13 protein-coding genes, 2 pseudogenes and 1 riboswitch are annotated in these 16107 nt (G+C 55.8%); of the genes and pseudogenes, 3 read left to right on the top strand and 12 right to left on the bottom strand.

Annotated elements, in window-relative coordinates:
* Positions 1-16: 16 nt before the first annotated feature.
* Together AC5YUO_RS26740 and istB are read left to right on the top strand one after the other, a co-directional pair.
* Positions 17-958: pseudogene (locus AC5YUO_RS26740) on the top strand (Mu transposase domain-containing protein); the annotation flags it as partial.
* Positions 948-1742, top strand: a complete 795-nt coding sequence (gene istB, locus AC5YUO_RS26735; RefSeq protein WP_496156777.1) for an IS21-like element helper ATPase IstB — start codon at positions 948-950, stop codon at positions 1740-1742. The pseudogene AC5YUO_RS26740 and the gene istB, both read left to right, overlap by 11 nt.
* An 82-nt stretch (positions 1743-1824) precedes the next feature.
* Here istB and AC5YUO_RS26730 read toward each other — a convergent pair whose 3' ends face one another.
* The 6 genes from AC5YUO_RS26730 to AC5YUO_RS26705 all read right to left on the bottom strand — a co-directional run bounded on the left by AC5YUO_RS26730 (position 1825) and on the right by AC5YUO_RS26705 (position 9962).
* Positions 1825-2946 (bottom strand): porin, encoded by a 1122-nt coding sequence (locus AC5YUO_RS26730; protein ID WP_496156776.1) that lies wholly within the window; start codon positions 2944-2946, stop codon positions 1825-1827.
* A gap of 92 nt (positions 2947-3038) precedes the next feature.
* On the bottom strand, positions 3039-4763 hold the full coding sequence (locus AC5YUO_RS26725; protein WP_496156775.1) for a hydantoinase B/oxoprolinase family protein: 1725 nt from the start codon (positions 4761-4763) through the stop codon (positions 3039-3041).
* Entirely contained in the window at positions 4760-6799 is a 2040-nt protein-coding gene (locus tag AC5YUO_RS26720; RefSeq protein ID WP_496156774.1) for a hydantoinase/oxoprolinase family protein, read from the bottom strand. Before AC5YUO_RS26720 ends, AC5YUO_RS26725 begins: the two co-directional genes overlap by 4 nt.
* A 164-nt stretch (positions 6800-6963) precedes the next feature.
* A complete protein-coding gene (locus AC5YUO_RS26715) occupies positions 6964-7509 on the bottom strand; it encodes a VOC family protein (protein ID WP_496156773.1) in 546 nt (181 codons plus the stop codon).
* A gap of 727 nt (positions 7510-8236) precedes the next feature.
* Complete coding sequence (locus AC5YUO_RS26710; protein ID WP_496156772.1) at positions 8237-8635, bottom strand: hypothetical protein; 399 nt, start codon at positions 8633-8635, stop codon at positions 8237-8239.
* Complete coding sequence (locus AC5YUO_RS26705) at positions 8625-9962, bottom strand: purine-cytosine permease family protein (RefSeq protein WP_496156771.1); 1338 nt, start codon at positions 9960-9962, stop codon at positions 8625-8627. Before AC5YUO_RS26705 ends, AC5YUO_RS26710 begins: the two co-directional genes overlap by 11 nt.
* A 482-nt stretch (positions 9963-10444) precedes the next feature.
* Between AC5YUO_RS26705 and AC5YUO_RS26700 the strand changes: the two genes are divergently transcribed.
* Positions 10445-11170, top strand: a complete 726-nt coding sequence (locus tag AC5YUO_RS26700) for an aspartate/glutamate racemase family protein (protein WP_496156770.1) — start codon at positions 10445-10447, stop codon at positions 11168-11170.
* An 85-nt stretch (positions 11171-11255) separates the two neighbouring features.
* Here AC5YUO_RS26700 and AC5YUO_RS26695 read toward each other — a convergent pair.
* The 6 genes and pseudogenes from AC5YUO_RS26695 to AC5YUO_RS26670 form a co-directional block, all read right to left on the bottom strand.
* Positions 11256-11819 (bottom strand): annotated as a pseudogene (locus AC5YUO_RS26695) (transposase family protein); the annotation flags it as partial.
* A 44-nt stretch (positions 11820-11863) separates the two neighbouring features.
* A complete protein-coding gene (locus tag AC5YUO_RS26690) occupies positions 11864-12289 on the bottom strand; it encodes a pseudoazurin (protein ID WP_496156769.1) in 426 nt (141 codons plus the stop codon).
* 11 nt (positions 12290-12300) lie between these two features.
* On the bottom strand, positions 12301-13059 hold the full coding sequence (locus AC5YUO_RS26685) for an ABC transporter ATP-binding protein (RefSeq protein ID WP_496156768.1): 759 nt from the start codon (positions 13057-13059) through the stop codon (positions 12301-12303).
* The gene (locus AC5YUO_RS26680; RefSeq protein WP_496156865.1) at positions 13056-14069 is read right to left on the bottom strand and encodes a FecCD family ABC transporter permease; all 1014 of its coding nucleotides are present in this window, start codon (positions 14067-14069) and stop codon (positions 13056-13058) included. The genes AC5YUO_RS26685 and AC5YUO_RS26680 overlap by 4 nt, the downstream gene beginning before the upstream one ends.
* A 44-nt stretch (positions 14070-14113) precedes the next feature.
* Positions 14114-15130 carry an ABC transporter substrate-binding protein gene (locus AC5YUO_RS26675; protein WP_496156767.1) on the bottom strand — a complete coding sequence of 339 codons (1017 nt, stop codon included), beginning with the start codon at positions 15128-15130 and terminating at the stop codon, positions 14114-14116.
* Positions 15131-15271: 141 nt separating this feature from the next.
* A riboswitch (cobalamin riboswitch) is annotated at positions 15272-15461 on the bottom strand.
* A gap of 38 nt (positions 15462-15499) precedes the next feature.
* Positions 15500-16081, bottom strand: a complete 582-nt coding sequence (locus AC5YUO_RS26670; protein ID WP_496156766.1) for a class I SAM-dependent methyltransferase — start codon at positions 16079-16081, stop codon at positions 15500-15502.
* Between the last annotated feature and the right edge of the window lie 26 nt (positions 16082-16107).

Below are 16107 nucleotides of genomic sequence, written 5' to 3'. Positions count from 1 at the left end.
GAGGCGTCCATCCCATAATATGAAGACAGCGGTCGATCGCGTCGGCCGGGGCAAGGAGCGACAGGTCAACATCCGGTTCCTTGCGATGACGAACCACTACGTCTTTGCACCTGAGTTCTGCAATCCTGCTGCGGGCTGGGAGAAAGGGCAGGTCGAGAAAAACGTTCAGGATTCTCGTCCCCGCCTGTGGCAACAGATGCCCGACTTCCCGGATTTGGCAACGTTGAACCTCTGGCTGGAGCAGCACTGCCAGAACCTGTGGCAGGAGACATCTCACGGGAGCCTGCCCGGTTCGATCGCCGATGTTTGGGCTGATGAGCAGCCTGCTTTGATGGCATTGCCCGCCATGTTTGACGGCTTCGTCGAGCAGAGCAAGCGGGTCTCGCCGACATGCCTGATCACCTTCGAACGGAACCGCTACAGCGTGCTGGCCTCCTTTGCTAACCGGCCCGTCAGCCTGCGGATTTATCCTGAGCGGCTGGTCGTTGCAGCCGAGGGCAATATCCTCTGCGAACATCCGCGGATCATAGAACGCAGTCACGACAAACCACCGCGAACGATTTATGATTGGCGGCATTACCTTGCCGTTATCCAACGCAAGCCTGGTGCCCTGCGTAATGGTGCTCCGTTCCTGGAATTGCCGCTAGCCTTTCGACAACTGCAGGACCAGATGCTTCGCCGTCCCGGTGGTGATCGGGAGATGGCCGACATCCTCGCTCTGGTGCTTCATCACGACGAACAGGTCGTCGTCAGGGCTGTGGAACTGGCTCTGGATCAAGGCGTAGCGACCAAGACGCATGTGCTGAACCTGCTGCATCGTCTGATCGATGGGAAGACAACCGACGGTCCTGATATCGACACGCCACAGGCGCTGACCTTGGCTCGCGAACCCAAGGCAAACGTGGAGCGCTATGATGGCCTGCGTGTCCGGATCGTGGGAGGTCGTCATGCGTCATGATCCTGCCAGCGCCGCCGTCGTCATCATGCTGCGTAGCCTGAAGATGTATGGCATGGCCCAAGCGGTCACCGACCTGATCGAGCAAGGAGCACCAGCCTTCGATGCGGCCGTGCCGATTCTGTCTCAGTTGCTGAAAGCCGAGATGGCTGAGCGCGAGGTCCGGTCCATTGCCTATCATATGAAGGCAGCCCGCTTCCCTGCCTACAAGGACATCTCCGGTTACGACTTCGCCTCCAGCGAGATAAACGAAGCGACGGTTCGCCAACTGCACCGATGCGAGTTCATCGACGGAGCGCAAAACATTGTCCTCGTCGGCGGACCGGGCACAGGCAAAACACATGTCGCGACCGCCCTCGGTGTCCAGGCGATAGAGCATCACCGCCGAAAAGTCCGCTTCTTCTCGACCATCGAACTGGTCAATGCGCTCGAGCAGGAGAAGGCAAAGGGCAAGGCAGGCCAGATCGCCGAGGCGCTGGTCCGTCTCGATCTGCTGATCCTCGATGAACTCGGATACCTTCCGTTCAGTGCCTCAGGCGGAGCGCTGCTCTTCCACCTGTTGAGCAAGCTTTATGAACGCACCAGCGTCGTCATCACCACCAACCTCAGCTTCAGCGAATGGGCCACGGTCTTTGGTGATGCCAAGATGACGACCGCTCTGCTCGACCGCCTGACCCACCGCTGCCATATCCTGGAAACCGGAAACGACAGCTTCCGCTTCAGGGCCAGTTCGGCCGCGGCAGCACAGAAGAGAGGAGAAAAAACCAATCCCTTGACCAAACCCTGATCAGAAAACCATACTCAGAGGTGGCTCACTTCTCGGTGGAAAAACCGGCTCAGTTCTGCGTGGAAACCAACATTGTTGACGTTCAAAATGCTCGGGTAATTCGAAAATAACCCGATACAACGCCCTCCATCCCATCTACTACGTCATATTGAATTTCAGAGCGAATTTCGAAGTTCTTGATCGGCATCCACGCTGCGGCCACCTCGGCACTCCAACCATTTATGCTCGTTTTCAGATTGCTGTTGGGGCGATAGAAGCCGTCGAAATATTGAACGGCTACTGAAGCACCGACGGTCTCGGTTACCTGTTGATAATACGATCCCAGCAACGACCATTCGGCGTTACCCCACCCGCCGGCTACCCAGGTAGGGCCCCCGGTGCCGTAGTGATGATCTCCATCCGCATAAAACCCAAGCAGTCGAAGTGAAGAACCACTCGATCCGATATTAATCTGGCTTCCGACGGAAACACCGAAGCCATTCAGATCATCGCCATACTCAGGGACGTAACCCGAACGGAGCCAAATTGCGCCCCATTCCTTTTCATATCCAATCAGGCCGACGACATCTGGGACGTTGCTTGACTCTCCTGGCGCATGATCTTCAAAGGACAATGTGCCAAAAAGGCCGTCGTCCTTGAAGTTGTATTGCATCAGTTGACGAAATTGATAGCCTTTCCACATGCCGTTCCACGAGTGCGAACCCATACTGGACACGCCATTTACTGTCTCAGTCCACGCCGATTCGACACGTCCGGCGCGAAACCCGCCCAGCTCGATATACCCTTGTTCGAGGCGCGCACTTCCATCATACGGATCGCCCGATTCAGCTTGAATGCGTGCATATGATCGTAACGCACCCAGCTCGGTGTCCGAACGCACATCGACATTGATGCGAGCGCTGCTGAATGTTGTACGCCCCTTGGGGAAGAAATTATAGTTTCCCGTATCGCCGTCGTACCGACCGGTCACCGGATCGAACCTGCCGTTACGTTTGTCATTAGTTGCGCCCGTCTCAAACCAAACGTAACCTGACAACTGCATGCATGTCTGAGTTCCCGGTATGTAGAAAAATCCAGCGCCATAGGCGTCACATACGGGCAGGTAATCGACAGTCTCGTTACTAGGTGATATAACTGCATCCGATGCGTGGGCGATTGAACCTGCCGCGAGTGCCACGGCGAATCCGATGAACGTTGCTTTCATGTTGGTCCCCTCTTCTTGTTTTAACAGGCAATATTCCTCACCCGGCGGGCAGTATGCTGCCCGCCGTATTCATTCCGATGTGCGTCAATCTCTCAGGCTTTGATCAAGCTCAGCGATCTTAACGAGTGTGTAGCGTCCTCATCGATAGCGCCGTCGACGATCGCGACGCCGTAAAGGGCCTGTGCGGCATCGGCGCTGACGTATCCATCGAGCACGTCTTCAAGAACAGCCTCCGGCGATCGTCCCTGCGGTTTGCCGAAGCCGGCCCCTCCTGCCGCCCTCACCTCCATCCGGTCCCCCTCCCGAACCCGGGTTCGGTAAGTGCCAACTTTCTTCTGTTGATCAGTACCTAACGCCACGTAGACGGCATGTGGTTCAGGTTCTCCCCCACCAGCCAACGCCCATGGCTTTTCCTTGCTTCTTTTCGTGATGGAAAGAAATTCGCCATTTTCGACAAAACGAATATTCCGGATCGTTCCAGCTCCGCCACGCATCCGTCCGGCGCCACAACTGTCGGCGAGGATCTCGAACGACTCCATCAACATACCGGTTTTCATTTCGATGACTTCAGTCGGCGTGTTTCGCACAAGGCTGTCCGAGATATGGTTGGCGGCGTTGATCCCGTCGTGGGTAATGCTTGCCCCCCAACCCACTGGTTCATTGTTCGAGACGGCATACATCTCGCCGGTGGTGCGGTTCGTGCCGACCATCATGAACCCGAGCGTGTCGCCTCCTGAACACGCCGTAATTCGGTCAGGCATTCCCTGTGCCAGTGCCTTATATATCAGTTCAAGAGCAAGTGTCGCGGTCCACTGCGTGTAGGTGGCGGCAGGATAAACAGCATGGAAAAGGTTACCCTCGGGCGCGATCACCTTGAGCGCACGGAAGGTGCCTTCATTGTTGCGTTGCTCGGGCGTGGTCAGAGATTTCAGCACAAATTTGCAGACGGTCTCGGTCAGTCCGATCGGAATGTTGATTGGGCCGCGCACTGCCGGCGATGAACCCGTGAAATCGCATGTCATCCCCTCATCATCGATTGTCACCCGAACGTGGATCGGGACGGGATCGTCAGTGACACCGTCATCATCGACGAGATCGGACGCCTCCCATGTACCCCGCGGCAATTCTTCCAGCGCTTTACGAGCAAGCGTCTCGCTATGGGCTTTGATGCGTGCGACCGCTTCGTTCAAAGCTTCCTTACCAAACTTTTCGAGAATGGCGTTCAAGCGCAATATTCCGGTGCGGGTCGCTGCGACCTGTGCCTCGAGATCCCCCAGCACGGCCTCCGGCATACGCGAGTTAAAGCGGATCAGGTCGAAAATTTCCTGAACAGCTTTGCCTTCGCGGTACACCCGTGTGCCCGGGAAAATCAAGCCCTCCTGGTGCATATCAGTAGAGTCTAGAACATAGCCTGGGTCCTTTGCCCCGAGGTCCATCCAATGGGCGCGAATGCAAGTGAATGCGAAGGGTTTGTCCGCTCCGGGTGCGAAAACCGGCGCGAAAAGAGTGGCGTCGGCAGCGTGGGCTGAGTTCCAATAAGGGTAGTTCATCACTAAGATGTCGCCAGGCCGGAGTGTCTCCCTGCCCACATGCTCTACGCCCTTGCGGATCGCATAGTCGTTCGCGCCGAGGAAAAACGCCAGACCTGGCGCATCTGCAATGAGTTCCAGATCGGCATCGTAAATCGAAATGCCAAAATCAAGGACCTCGTAGATGACAGGATTAAATGCGGTATTGATTAAGGTTCGCCGCATCTCTTCCGCTGCGGAAACGAGATAGCTGCGAACGACTTCAACGGAAGCGCCGTCCAGGTTCATGCGACCCTCCTGCGAATGATGAGATGGCCATGATCGTCAACATGGACGGTCTGGTCCGAATGGATGACTGTGGTGGTGGTGCCTTCTTCAACGATTGCGGGACCTTCGAAATGATGCCCCGAGCCCAGTTTTCCGCGGTCATACACTTTAAAGGTAGTGTGATTGCGGAGCGCAAAGCAGAAGCACTCCCGCTGACCGCGCACTGCATCCGATACGGGACCCGTCGCAGCTGGGACAATCGGAAGTGCAGGTTTAGGCAGAACCGCGCTTGCGCGAACTCGCAGCGTAACGATTTCAACCGCCGTATCGATAGCGTGGCCGTAGCGTTCCTTATGGAGAACATCGAAGCGGTCCCGAATAGTACAGAAGGGGTGGCTCTCGGAAAGCTCGACCTTGAGTGTATGTTCCTGTCCCACATAGCGGCATTCGACAAGGCGAAGGATTTCCTCGCTCACGCTTTCGCTGGATTGTGAGGCGAGACCTTCACGGGCGTCCGCGACCAGTTCTTCGAAGGCTGCCGAGACGACCGTTTCGGATGCCGGATCAAGAAGAAGCAGCTCTGTGCGAGAAACATCCGTCACAACGTCAGACATCAGCATTCCCCAAGCAGAGAAGACGGCTGGGGACTGAGGCACGATAAGTTCTGCATTCTCCACTTCACGTGCAATCAGGGGAGCGATCATCGGCCCGGCACCACCAAAAGCAACCATCGAAAAGTCCCGGGGGTCGCGGCCACGTTCAACGGTGATCTCGCGGATTGCACCGGCAGTACGAGCAACAAGCACGTCGAAAATCCCGGCCGCGGCACGCGTAACGTCAATCCCGAGCGGACCTGATACCTTGCTTTCCATGCCGCGACGAGCGGCTTCTACGTCCAGTTTCACCGAGCCATTGAGGAACGATGCCGGTTCAAGGAAGCCCAAGATAAAGGCAGCATCCGTCGTGGTAGGTTCGCTGCCTCCGCGGCCATAGGCAATTGGACCGGGCTGTGCGCCGGCACTCTGCGGGCCAACTTGAAGCAATCCTTCCTGGACCCAGGCGATCGAGCCTCCACCCGCGCCGATGCATCGAATATCGAACACAGGAATCTGGGCTGGCAGATCAGCGAAATGTGCCTCGTGCATCACTAGAGGTTCGCCGTTTTCAATGACGGCCGCATCAAGACTGGTGCCGCCGTAATCCAGCGTTATCACACGATCGCGACCGATCACCTTTGCGAGCTTACCCGCGCCGATAAGGCCGCCGGCGGGGCCGGAAAGCACCGTGTAGATAGGAGCTCGTCTTGCAGTATCCGCATCCATTGCGCCGCCAGAGGAACGCATGATCAGCAAGTTGCCGTCGAAGCCGGCTTGACCAAGGCCGCCCTCCAATCTGCCGACGTAATCGTTGAAGATAGGATTGATATATGCATCAACGACTGCGGTCGCGGTGCGTTCATATTCGCGGTATTCACGCGAGATAGTATGGGAAGCGGAGACCGCTACGTCGGGAAACGCTTCCTGGATCAAAGCGGCCGCGCGCCTTTCATGCTCCGGATTTCGATAGCTGTGCAGAAAGCAGATCGCGATCGACCGAATTCCGCCAGCTACGAGTTCGCCAGCTGCTGCCAGGACGGCACCTTCATCGAGCGGTTGGATCTCGAAGCCTTGTGCGTTAATGCGGCCGCCCACGCCGATCCGATGGCGTCTTTTCACGATTGAGGGAGGACGCTGATAGCGAAAGTCATACATCGAGGCCGGCGGTACGTCTGCGCGACCGATCTCAAAAATATCCCGGAAACCGCTATTCGTGATGATACCCGTGGGTACACCGCGTCGCTCGATCAGTGCGTTAAGACCGAGGGTTGTTCCGTGGACAAACAGGTCGGTTTCCTTCAAATCGACATCCAGCCGCCCCAACGCTTCGAGCACACCCCGTACCGGTTCATCCGGGGTCGTCGAGGCCTTTGCCAGACGGGTTTTTCCCGATTGACTGTCCAAGAGAATTGAATCAACGAACGTGCCGCCGATATCTACTGCTACGCGATAGCGCTTCATGCGCGCACCTTTCGTTTGCTGCTAATGTAACTGCTATATTGCATGTCTTGCCACATTTTGGGGTTATCGTTGCGCGACGCACAAAATGGTCTGCGCGCCGTGTTTTTGCTGACTTTTCACCGAGCCGATGCGTGGCCGGCTGGACAGTTATCCATTTTTCGAAATCAGGCTGATTTCCGCGGATCCCAAAGAAGGATCGCGCTCTCGGCTTCGTAAGCCATCCCATTGGGATAGCTAACCGCCTCCAGTTCCAAGCCCCAGGGGGCCTGAAAATAAAGGATCGACTGTCCAGCTATTGGTCCAGCCGTGATAGGGATGGGTCCAAATCTCGTGGCGATGCCAGCCTCATCAAGAAAGGCCTTTGCTGATGCGATATCACTCACATACAGACCCAGATGGAACGCGCCGATGTCGCTGTTGCGTCCTGTGAGTTCCTGTTGCTCGGGCGCTGAATACTGCATGAGTTCGATGTTGGAGCCGTGACCAGTGCGGACAACCGCCGCGCGTTCGATACGGGCACGAGCATGTACACCAAGGACGTCCGTCATAAATGATCCGTGGTCGTCGCCAATAGGGCCAAAGTCCAGCACTTTCTGACAGCCAAGCAATCCAGCAAAGAAAGCGACCGCTTCATCAAGATCGGGTACGGTAATGCCAATATGATCCAGGCCCAACTGCCCTAGAAGTGTCTTGGCGGGTTTGTCAGTCATGAAGTCCTCCTCCCGAGGAATGGCTTGTCAGCTTCGTTCAGCCAAATGTTCAACTGGGATAATGGATCCAGAGTTTCGCTCGTGGCACTTGGCTTATGTTCTGGAAAAGCTGAGCAGGCGAGTTTCGAGACCTGGGCGCTCCCCTCTCCTCCAAGGTTCTAGCGCTTGTTTCTGGCTCATATTAACGCGGTCTACAATTTGCGACAACCGGCCATCTATGCATGTTTTTGTTGCTTGAAATGCAAGATGGCTCTCTCAAAGAGGTCAACGTCCGCGTGGCTGGAATGGGTCTCACACCGCCCTCAACTTCCGATCAGGGTCGGTAACCCCACGTCTTCCAACAATTGAGAGCGCGGTAGCTCGGTAAAGGAGCTTGGAAAAAAGCGACGTCATTGGTTCGTTTCAGCACCTAACGCAGCAAATTCCTGGCTTCCCATCGAGGGCAAAACGAATTTAGGTTGGGATTGCTGAGGCTAAAGAGGAAATAAGCGACCAGTCGCGAAGCGGGTAGGAAAGGAAGCTACGACCGTTGGCGCACATAGTTGCGTTAACACCGGCTCGCTTCCAATCGAGTTGGGCTCCCATGCAGAATAACAAACACAACAGGCCGACCATTGGTGCGGCGGGAGTTCGGGTCTTACCTGGTCTCTCCCGAAGGCGCAATTAAGGCCCCGCCGCAGCCCCGGCCAGGCGTCAAACCTGTCCGGGGCTTGGGGTTAGCGTCCACTTATGCAGATCGGCTGAAAATTTCCATTTCGGAAATCAGGTCGCCGCGCAGTCGAACCCACGCCAAGCACTCTTCCGCTCCGAATTTAACGCCATCGTGAAAAGTGGCACGGTAGCGTACGAATCCAAGAGCATTTTCGGTAAAAGTTGCGATGACCGGTGTTACGATTGCAACGTCGTCGCTCTCTTTTTTGATGTGCTGAAAGTGCCGGTTGAGCTCTTCAGGACCGGTTGCCCGTAACGTTCCATCAACCACAAACAGGGCATTGGATGTGAAATAGCGGCCAAAGCCTTCAGGGCTGAAGCTGCCTTCGCGGTATGCTCCGTTCCACCAATCAAAAAAAATGGTTATTACATTTTCAGTTGGGCACATCTTAGTTTTCACGTTTTTACCTGGCATTTTCATCGCCCACGATCTGTCTACGGCTTACGTTAGCGGAGAATAACTTCTTCGTGACAAACACGAACAGCATTGAGGTTCCGAGCGCATCAAGTGCGGGGGCTCCTGTTACTTGGAACAACCCGAGGCCCGACTCTGAGCTGGGAAGAGTGAGAAAACCCACGGTCGTTCCAAATATCCAGGATGTGATCGGATAGGCGCGATAAGGGGGCAGTTCGGGTGCGTTTGCTGCGTAGCGGGGTCTATCAAGAAAGAAATCCGCTACATATACACCGGCCATCGGCGCGAGCGCGAGCCCCATAAAATTCAGCAGCAATATGAAGTGGCTGAGAACATCGGCGACCGCGAGTCCGGTGCCCGCCAGCGCTGCCAGACACGCCAGATGCCAACGCTGCATTTTTGGGAAGATAGCGGACAAGGATAGTGCCGACGAGTAAAGATTTTGGTCGTTGTTGGTCCAGGTTGCCAGAATTATCACCGCCAGTCCTGGCAGGGCGATGCCCGCTATCAGCATTGTCGTTACGAGATCAGCATTGTTATAAATAATTCCCAACGCTGCAGCGAGCGCGACCAGCAAAGGGAAAGCCAAGGCGAACCCCAACAACATCGAGATTCGGTTGTCGCGGTTCGTCTTTAGGAAGCGTGACAGATCAGGGTTAATGGAGACCGGGAACACTTCGGTACCGATAATCAGCGAGACAAGCATTCCCAGGCTGTAAGAATGTGGAATGTCACGCGTCGCGAAAAGGGTATCAAGACCGCCATTGGACAGACCCATACCGAGCGGGATAAGTGTCGCTATCAAAAGCAGCGGCACTCCGATGACCGCGACCTTTCCCATCGCCTTGATTCCGATGATAGCTGTCGATGAGATCAATAGCCCAGCAAGAACTATTCCAACGTGCTCGTCCAGGCTGATGTTCAATTGTTTATGCAGTATTGCAGCGACGCTTTGTACGATAATCTGAAGCTGAATCCCGAACCAGCCAATGGACACCAACGTCAACATTATCGTAATCGCAAGAGAACCGCGAATACCGAACGTTCGCTGAAGGATCATCGCCGTGGGCAGCCGCGTGACGATACCTATATAGCCGGTGGTAACGCCAAACACGCCGAGAAAAATACTGCTAATCAGAAGGGCCTGAATGATGGTTGTATAGTCAGCAAGCTTTCCGACTTCGCCTCCGAACGTAAAAAGTGGGACGGAAATAATGCCCCCCACTATAAGCATAGTCATTGATGGCCACCGCTGCATATCAACTTCTGCTGGACCATGTTGCGGATGGCCTTCAACAATCCCCGATAGACGTTTAATAATGGACATTTCAGAGCGCCTCCCTGCGCTTACTATTCGAGGCTTAGATCAGAACGAGTTGGTCTCCTCCTCTCGGTTCTGAGCACCTTCGATAAACCGGCGGTAATCTTTGCTAAGGATGAATTTGCGGGGTTGACGGATACCTGTTTGTTTCAGCAGCCACGCTCTTATCTTCCCAAAACGGCCTACGGTCTCCGATAACAGAATTGAGGATGATGTGAGCCTGTCAGTTCTACATTTTCTTCGCCAGCACAGACTCGCTATCTTGCGTTTTTAACAACGAAATCACGCAAAGACGGCCAGTTGCTGCAATTCTCACGCCGCGCTAATGTGAAGCGAAACTGACCGCCGAAGCTTTCGAGAACAAACGTTCCCCTTTTCCGGTAGTCGCAAACTCGATCTTTTGTCGGTGTATCAGACGCGGAAAAGCAAGATTGCGAAATGAGTTTCCAACGAGAAACCTAAGGCCGAGCGGAAATGGGAGCATCAGAATGAAAATTAAGATAATAGAACCAGGCGTTTATGCGGACCGGACCTCGATGGAGAAGCTCAATCGTGCTTACGAAGCTGTTCGCGATCCCGATACTGAGCTGAGTTGGGTCGCGCTGGATCGGGGAATCGAGTCTCCTGAACAACACTTTTGGGAGTGCCTTCAGATGACATTCCTGACCCAAGAGATTGAAAGCACAGACCAGTCTTATTTCGATGGCGTGGTGATATTCTGTGCTGCAGATCCAGGAGTTTCTGCAGCCAAAGAGTGCCTACGAATTCCTGTCGTCGGCATTATGGAGTCCTCCGTTGCACTCGCTAACCTCTTAGGTCGACGATTCACCTGGCTTTCACCCCTTAGCCGCGGCAACGGGTTCATGCTTGACAAGATTCGTTCTACCGGACTGGATGATCGCTTAGCGTCAATTCGATCTATTGAAGTGCCGTTCACAGATATGGAAAACGACGGCGCATTGTTGGAAAAGACAATAGCCGAAGGCCGAAAGGCGATAAATGATGACAACGCCGATACGCTGATTATTGGTTGCACCGGAATGGTGGGAGTCGCGAACGAAGCCCAAGAGGCTCTTGGCATACCTGTGATCGACGCCGGCGTGGTTGGCCTTCGGATGTGCGAAGCACTCGTGAAAATGAACTTATCTCAAAGTAAACGCGCTTATCCAACACCTCGCGGAGAGATGCGCCGAGCTATTCCCGTGCAAATGTAATCAAAGTGACACCTTCCTCGGCGACCCCACTGTGAATATGGCCCGGCGTGGAGAAGCTCCCCCCACGGCGACAAGACTGAGACCTCTATGTGGCCCCCCGGCGTCGGGTATTGCTTAGCGGCCTGCCCGTCACCTTGGGATGGCACGGAAGCTCGACGTCGCTCAGAGACCGTCCGAGAATTGATGACTGGCTCGCAATCCGTCTGATGAGTGTCGTCACGGATGCCGCGTAGAGGAATGCCTCGGTGGATTCGATCGTCGCTTCCGGGTCTTTCCAGAGCCGCTGTTGCCGGCTGATCCATGCGGAGAAGCGCTCGACCACCCATCGCCTCGGATGAACCGCAAAGCCGACCTGATCCTTTGCCTTGCCGACGATTTGGATATCGATCAGCGTCGCGCTCTGCGGCCTGTTGCCAGAGTAGCTTATGTCGGCAAACGCCTTCTCCACAACGGGAACGACTTTCGCGAGACTTGCAAGACCGAGATCGCACCGTCGCGGTCCTGGATCGGCAGGCTGGGAGTCAAGCACGAGCGCACGACCATCCATGTCCACCATCGCCTGTCGCCTGCGACCTTTGACCTTCTTGCCTGCGTCATAGCCACGAGGGCGGCCGCTCTCGGTAATCTTGACGTTCTGGCCATCAAGAACAGCAGCACTCGGCGAGGCTTCTCGACCAACCCGCCCAAGAACCCTTACGGGTTCCGGTCGGTGATCTGGGCTATCCGCTTTATGGCACCAGGGCGGACGTCTTCAGGCAGCTTCATCTCGGATGTGGGTGTCTCTCCGACCCGCACGATCATCACCATTCCCATGTCGTAATGCGGGGTGCACATGATCCCGTAGAAGCCTTCCTCTGTGAAGTTGACCTCGATTTCCTGATTTATTCTCCCTTTGAACGGTGTCACGCCTGCAGGAAGAAAATCCTTGATCGTAGCAGCGTTATGTCCACGCTGTGTGGCCAGGAACTTCACCTTGTCGCCCGGCTTCAGGGAAAGGAAGTCCGGCTCAAAGGCCATACCACCGGTCGCGTTGCCGTTCAGCATTTTAACTTCGAACGTTTCCGCCCGAGCGGCAAACGGCATCAGGCTAACGAGAGTGGCGAGAATGATTGATCGCATGGAATACCTCATTACGTGGATTGAAACCGGATAAGTCTCGTGCCGTCCATATCTGCGATGAAGCTCGCGGTGACGCCGAAGACGCAGCGGATCAGCTCGGGGGTCAGGATGAGTGCGGGCGCGCCGAGGGCAATCAGTTTTCCTTTGAACATCACGCCGACGCGGTCGCAGTTCATGGCCTGGTTGAGATCGTGAAGCGCGATCACTGATGTAATTGGCAAGGCCTTGACCAATCCGAGGATCGACAATTGATGCTGGATATCAAGGTGATTGGTCGGCTCGTCCAAAAGTAGAATTCCGGGCTGTTGCGCCAGGGCGCGCGCGATGTGGACACGCTGCTTTTCACCACCCGACAAAGTGTGCCAGAGGCGCTTTTCCATTCCGGCCATGTCCACCTGCTGAAGAGCACCGGCAACGATTTGATCGTCCTTTGCCGACCACGGCTGCAGCGCAGAAAGCCAGGCCGTCCGGCCAAGTTCGACAGCGTCGCGGACAGTGAGCCTTTCAAAGGTGTCGCTTTGCTGTTCGACAAAGGCCATTGTCTGACCGATCTGCCGCCTGCTCATCGTCGTCATGGGCGTGCCTTTTATACGCACGTCCCCCGATGATGGCGCAAGGATTCCCGCCAGAAGTTTCAGCAGCGTCGATTTGCCTGAGCCATTCGGGCCGACAAGCCCGAGTGTCTCCTCCTGACGAATGTCGAGCGACACCGTCTGCACAATAGGGGTAGCCCCTACTTTCCAGCCGAGACTGGTCGCGGTCATGTTCATCGGACCCGCCTCCCCCGAATGAGTATCAGCGCGAAACCCGGCGCTCCGACGAGTGCGGTAATGACGCCGATCGGCAGAACCTGATTGGGCACCAGAACCCGCGAACCGATATCGGCAAGCACGAGAAAAACAGCGCCCATCAGGGCAGAAACGGGTAGGAGACGGGCATGCCGCGGGCCAACCAGAAATCGTGCCGCATGCGGAATAACGATCCCGACGAATCCGATTGAGCCAACAATACTGACCATAACGGCCGTCATCATCGCGGCTGTGCCGATGACGATCGCCTGGACTTTGCGGACGGGAATACCGAGCGATGAAGCCGAATCCGCTCCGAAGGTGAAGGCGTCCAGTGCGCGCCTGTGCCAGATGCAGATACAGACACCGAGGATGGCGATCGGCACAGCGAGGAGAACATCATTCCAGCGCACACCGCTGAGATTACCCATGAGCCAGAACATGACGCCCCGAACCTGCTCGGCATTTGCCGAGCGTGTAATGATAAAAGAAGTCAGTGCATTAAAGAGCTGAGATCCCGCGATCCCGGCGAGAATGATCAAGCCTGTCGCCTGGATACCCACGCCGCCGCCCGCCGCCCTTGCCAGCGTGACGACAATGATGAAAGCGATCAAAGAGCCTACAAAAGCGCCCAGTGACAGGGAGAGAACCCCTCCCCCGATGCCAAGGATCAGTACGGTCACAGCACCAGTCGACGCGCCTGCCGAGATGCCGAGAATGTATGGATCCGCCAACGCGTTACGAAGCATGGCTTGCAGTACGACACCGGATACACCGAGTGACGCACCACAGCATGCGGCAACGATTGCGCGGGTCAGGCGATAGTTCCAGATGATGCCCGCGTCGATCGGATCGATCGTGTAGGTCGACCCCAGCATTTTGTTGGCCAGCGTCTGCGCCACAAGATGGATTGGCATGGACGTCTCCCCAACGGAGACGCCCAGCGCAATTGCGAGGACGAGCAGGGCGATGGAGCCCGCCACGTAGCCCATCCGCCGATAGGCCACCCCAACGCCCTGCCCGATTTCCGTATCTATCACTGCTTTGCCTTATAATCTTCAAGGGCAGCAGCGACCGCTTCGATACCATCCGGAATGCGGATACCTGCATGTACGGCGTGCGCATCGACAATGACGATGCGGCCTTCCTTGACCGCCTTCATCTCACGGGTGACCGGATCACTCTTCAGGTAGTCGAGTTTCACTTGATAATCGTCGGCCGGGTACCGGCGGCGATCCATGCGTGCAAGGATGATAATGTCCGGATTTGCCTTGGCTATGGTTTCCCATCCAACCGACGGGTACTCCTCATCGCTCTCGACCACGTTCTTCACACCGAGCGTATTCAGGATGAAGCCCGGAATACCCTTCTGGCCGGCAACAAAAGGATCGAGATCGATATCGGCGCTGGAGAACCAGAAGACGGCCGAGACATTCTTGTTACCGAGGGATTTCGCCTTGTCGGCCGCAGCCGACACGCGGGAGCGAAGTTGCTCTTCGAGCTTGTCACCCTGCTCCTGCACGTCGAAGATCGTCGAAAGCTCATCGACGGCACGATAGACCGTGTCGATGGAGAACGGCACCTTACGCGAACCGTCACCTCCCGCGAGATTGTCCTTGCCGACGCAATCCGCTGGCATCGCATAGACATTGATGCCGAGCTCGTTGAACTGCTGACGCGTGCCGACAACTCCCTGTGGACCGACATGCACCTCGAATTGCGTGGTCACGAGTTCCGGCTTCTTTGCGGCCAAAGCCTCGAATCCCGGATGATTGTCTGCCAGACGTGGGATCTTGGCGTTGATATCCTTGAATTCCGGAAGCACTTCATTGAACCAGACGGACGTGCCAACGACCTTGTCGCCGAGGCCGAGAGCATAAAGCATTTCCGTGGTTGACTGGCCGACTGCAGCAACGCTCTTCGGCGCGGCCTTGAATGTCAGTTCCTGACCGCAATTGCTGATCTGAAGCGGATAGCTGGTCGAAGCAGCGAATGCACCCGAACTAGCAAGCAGGATCGTCGAGAAGGCAAAGGCTGCCTTGAGTTTCGTCATGATCAATCTCCTATGTAGAAATGAATACGGTCGGGATCATCAAGACGGCACGGAAATCCACATGACGGCTTTCACCATCATTCGGAACAGCATGCAAATACGCAGCAAACATCCGCTTCCCCTCCGGACACCCCGCCGGCGATAAGTTAATCGATGTCGGCAGGTCTCCTGACTGACGGGTCGTCGCCTCCTTTCGCCTTCCCGAGCGTAGTGCTCAGTGGCCGATGAAAGGATGCTCGCCGTCTACAGTTGCGGGGGCAGTTTCGTTTGGCGGATCACTCCACCTCGAATTCCCTGTTCGTCCCTTTCGGGAACCGACGGTTGAAAGCTATACAGGCTTGATAACGCGAAGCAAGCTTTCGATCAGTGTCAGAACGGCTTTGTCGCAGTCATGACGAAAAAGTCGATCTCGCGACTGCTATCGCTCGCCGTGAGGCCGTTGTAGAAAGGCAGATGGGCACCGAATGTTTCCGCGCTGTTGTTTGCCCTATGAACGAACCACAGACCATCCGAGAGCAGCAACCGTCCACCAGGTCGCAGGACGCGTTCGGCCAGCGCCAGGGCGTCCGCCGGATTCTCCAGTGTCCAGAGAACGTTTCGCAGGGTCACAATATCCGCGCTGTCGTCGGGAAGCTCCGCGTCATCCATCGAGGAATGAATGAAGCTGACATTCAGCCCGCGATTGGCTGCATCCGTGAGAGCATATGAGAGCATGCCTTCGGACCCGTCCACGCCGGTCACCTGATGTCCACACTCGGCAAGAAGCAGAGTGCATGCGCCCGTACCGCAACCAAGGTCGATGGCCTCTCTGGCTTCACTACCGAGCGCCGTCGAGAAAACACGCTTCCATCCCTCGTGGAGCCGTACATGGGAGGCGGCATCATTAAAGCGATGAGCGCGACCGTTCCAATGTTCGGAGATGGCCTGTGCAGTGTTGGGCGCTGCCTTCATATTTCACCTGACTGATTTGGCATTAA

Source organism: Agrobacterium sp. LEGMi-208b (assembly GCF_059511785.1).
The sequence above is the reverse complement of the archived record's forward strand: the minus strand, read 5'-3'. Positions and strand labels throughout refer to the sequence as shown.

Excerpts from the sequence above, each read along its gene's own strand:
- AC5YUO_RS26690 (WP_496156769.1), bottom strand. The coding sequence starts at position 12,289 with ATGCGATCAATCATTCTCGCCACTCTCGTTAGCCTGATGCCGTTTGCC.
- AC5YUO_RS26725 (WP_496156775.1), bottom strand. The coding sequence starts at position 4,763 with ATGAACCTGGACGGCGCTTCCGTTGAAGTCGTTCGCAGCTATCTCGTT.
- AC5YUO_RS26685 (WP_496156768.1), bottom strand. The coding sequence starts at position 13,059 with ATGAACATGACCGCGACCAGTCTCGGCTGGAAAGTAGGGGCTACCCCT.
- AC5YUO_RS26730 (WP_496156776.1), bottom strand. The coding sequence starts at position 2,946 with ATGAAAGCAACGTTCATCGGATTCGCCGTGGCACTCGCGGCAGGTTCA.
- AC5YUO_RS26720 (WP_496156774.1), bottom strand. The coding sequence starts at position 6,799 with ATGAAGCGCTATCGCGTAGCAGTAGATATCGGCGGCACGTTCGTTGAT.
- AC5YUO_RS26675 (WP_496156767.1), bottom strand. The coding sequence starts at position 15,130 with ATGACGAAACTCAAGGCAGCCTTTGCCTTCTCGACGATCCTGCTTGCT.
- AC5YUO_RS26680 (WP_496156865.1), bottom strand. The coding sequence starts at position 14,069 with ATGGGCTACGTGGCGGGCTCCATCGCCCTGCTCGTCCTCGCAATTGCG.
- AC5YUO_RS26710 (WP_496156772.1), bottom strand. The coding sequence starts at position 8,635 with ATGCCAGGTAAAAACGTGAAAACTAAGATGTGCCCAACTGAAAATGTA.
- istB (WP_496156777.1), top strand. The coding sequence starts at position 948 with ATGCGTCATGATCCTGCCAGCGCCGCCGTCGTCATCATGCTGCGTAGC.
- AC5YUO_RS26700 (WP_496156770.1), top strand. The coding sequence starts at position 10,445 with ATGAAAATTAAGATAATAGAACCAGGCGTTTATGCGGACCGGACCTCG.
- AC5YUO_RS26705 (WP_496156771.1), bottom strand. The coding sequence starts at position 9,962 with ATGTCCATTATTAAACGTCTATCGGGGATTGTTGAAGGCCATCCGCAA.
- AC5YUO_RS26715 (WP_496156773.1), bottom strand. The coding sequence starts at position 7,509 with ATGACTGACAAACCCGCCAAGACACTTCTAGGGCAGTTGGGCCTGGAT.
- AC5YUO_RS26670 (WP_496156766.1), bottom strand. The coding sequence starts at position 16,081 with ATGAAGGCAGCGCCCAACACTGCACAGGCCATCTCCGAACATTGGAAC.